Genomic DNA, 3,145 nt, shown 5'->3' with positions numbered 1-3,145 from the left:
CTTGGGTGTTGTATGGTTAAGCCTCACGGGCAATTAGTACAGGTTAGCTCAATGCCTCGCAGCACTTACACACCCTGCCTATCAACGTTCTAGTCTTGAACAACCCTTAAGGGCACTTAAAGTGCCAGGGAAGACTCATCTCAGGGCTCGCTTCGCGCTTAGATGCTTTCAGCGCTTATCGATTCCGAACTTAGCTACCGGGCAATGCCACTGGCGTGACAACCCGAACACCAGAGGTTCGTCCACTCCGGTCCTCTCGTACTAGGAGCAGCCCCCTTCAATCTTCCAACGCCCACGGCAGATAGGGACCGAACTGTCTCACGACGTTCTAAACCCAGCTCGCGTACCACTTTAAATGGCGAACAGCCATACCCTTGGGACCGACTTCAGCCCCAGGATGTGATGAGCCGACATCGAGGTGCCAAACACCGCCGTCGATATGAACTCTTGGGCGGTATCAGCCTGTTATCCCCGGAGTACCTTTTATCCGTTGAGCGATGGCCCTTCCATTCAGAACCACCGGATCACTATGACCTGCTTTCGCACCTGCTCGAATTGTCATTCTCGCAGTCAAGCGGGCTTATGCCATTGCACTAACCACACGATGTCCAACCGTGTTTAGCCCACCTTCGTGCTCCTCCGTTACTCTTTGGGAGGAGACCGCCCCAGTCAAACTACCCACCAGGCACTGTCCGCAACCCCGATAAGGGGCCAACGTTAGAACATCAAACGTACAAGGGTGGTATTTCAAGGTTGACTCCACTCCATCTAGCGACGAAGTTTCAAAGTCTCCCACCTATCCTACACATGTAGGTTCAATGTTCAGTGCCAAGCTGTAGTAAAGGTTCACGGGGTCTTTCCGTCTAGCCGCGGGTACACTGCATCTTCACAGCGATTTCAATTTCACTGAGTCTCGGGTGGAGACAGCGTGGCCATCATTACGCCATTCGTGCAGGTCGGAACTTACCCGACAAGGAATTTCGCTACCTTAGGACCGTTATAGTTACGGCCGCCGTTTACCGGGGCTTCGATCAAGAGCTTCGACCGAAGTCTAACCCCATCAATTAACCTTCCGGCACCGGGCAGGCGTCACACCGTATACGTCATCTTACGATTTTGCACAGTGCTGTGTTTTTAATAAACAGTTGCAGCCACCTGGTATCTGCGACTCCTAGTAGCTCCATCCGCAAGGGACTTCACCGCCAAGAGCGTACCTTCTCCCGAAGTTACGGTACCATTTTGCCTAGTTCCTTCACCCGAGTTCTCTCAAGCGCCTTGGTATTCTCTACCCGACCACCTGTGTCGGTTTGGGGTACGATTTCTTATAATCTGAAGCTTAGAGGCTTTTCCTGGAAGCATGGCATCAATGACTTCACCACCGTAGTGGCTCGACATCGTATCTCAGCGTTAATGAAAGTCCGGATTTACCTAAACTTTCCGCCTACGTACTTGAACCTGGACAACCGTCGCCAGGCCCACCTAGCCTTCTCCGTCCCCCCATCGCAATTATAAGAAGTACGGGAATATTAACCCGTTTCCCATCGACTACGCCTTTCGGCCTCGCCTTAGGGGTCGACTTACCCTGCCCCGATTAACGTTGGACAGGAACCCTTGGTCTTCCGGCGAGGGGGTTTTTCACCCCCTTTATCGTTACTCATGTCAGCATTCGCACTTCTGATACCTCCAGCAGCCCTTACAGACCACCTTCAACGGCTTACAGAACGCTCCCCTACCCCACGTACAAAAGTACGTAGCCGCAGCTTCGGTGTATAGCTTAGCCCCGTTACATCTTCCGCGCAGGCCGACTCGACTAGTGAGCTATTACGCTTTCTTTAAATGATGGCTGCTTCTAAGCCAACATCCTAGCTGTCTAAGCCTTCCCACATCGTTTCCCACTTAGCTATACTTTGGGACCTTAGCTGGCGGTCTGGGTTGTTTCCCTCTCCACGACGGACGTTAGCACCCGCCGTGTGTCTCCCGGATAGTACTTACTGGTATTCGGAGTTTGCAAAGGGTTGGTAAGTCGGGATGACCCCCTAGCCTTAACAGTGCTCTACCCCCAGTAGTATTCGTCCGAGGCGCTACCTAAATAGCTTTCGGGGAGAACCAGCTATCTCCAGGTTTGATTGGCCTTTCACCCCTAGCCACAAGTCATCCGCTAATTTTTCAACATTAGTCGGTTCGGTCCTCCAGTTGATGTTACTCAACCTTCAACCTGCCCATGGCTAGATCACCTGGTTTCGGGTCTAATCCTAGCAACTGTACGCCCAGTTAAGACTCGGTTTCCCTACGGCTCCCCTAAACGGTTAACCTTGCTACTAAAATTAAGTCGCTGACCCATTATACAAAAGGTACGCAGTCACAGGACAAGCCTGCTCCTACTGCTTGTACGTACACGGTTTCAGGTTCTATTTCACTCCCCTCACAGGGGTTCTTTTCGCCTTTCCCTCACGGTACTGGTTCACTATCGGTCAGTCAGTAGTATTTATCCTTAGAGGATGGTCCCCCCATATTCAGACAGGATATCACGTGTCCCGCCCTACTCGATTTCACTGATTATGATGTGTCGGTTACGGGGCTATCACCCTGTATCGCGAGACTTTCCAGACTCTTCACCTGCATCATTAAAAGCTTAAGGGCTACTCCAATTTCGCTCGCCGCTACTTTCGGAATCTCGGTTGATTTTTACTCCTCCGGGTACTTAGATGTTTCAGTTCCCCGGGTTTGCCTCGTTGCGCTATGTATTCACGCAACGATACGTGCTTATGCACGTGGGTTTCCCCATTCGGAAATCCCAGACTCAAACGGTTATTACTACCTAATCTGGGCTTATCGCAAGTTATTACGTCCTTCATCGCCTCTGACTGCCAAGGCATCCACCGTGTACGCTTAGTCACTTAACCATACAACCCCAAGAGGTCTTATGTATGGCAAACAACCAAGTTGTCTCTCTATTTTATGAGTGAGAGACGTTCGATTTTGCCGGACTCAAATATAAACGAACATGACAAGTCATGTTGTTTCCAAGAACACTTGAATGTGTGTTGGTACCTAATCTCTAAAAGAGAGTAGGATTTGAGAACTTTTATTTGAACAACAACCAATCACAGTTGTTGTTCGTCAGCTTTCCAAATTGTTAAAGAGC

General features: G+C 50.4%; 1 rRNA gene. It reads right to left on the bottom strand.

From position 1 onward, the window contains the following. Positions 1-12 precede the first annotated feature (12 nt). A 23S ribosomal RNA gene (locus tag A1QO_RS05850) occupies positions 13-2,903 on the bottom strand. Between the last annotated feature and the right edge of the window lie 242 nt (positions 2,904-3,145).

This window comes from Vibrio genomosp. F10 str. ZF-129 (assembly GCF_000287055.2).
GTDB lineage: Bacteria > Pseudomonadota > Gammaproteobacteria > Enterobacterales > Vibrionaceae > Vibrio.
Note: the sequence above shows the minus strand (reverse complement) of the source record. Positions and strands in the feature narration are given on the sequence as shown.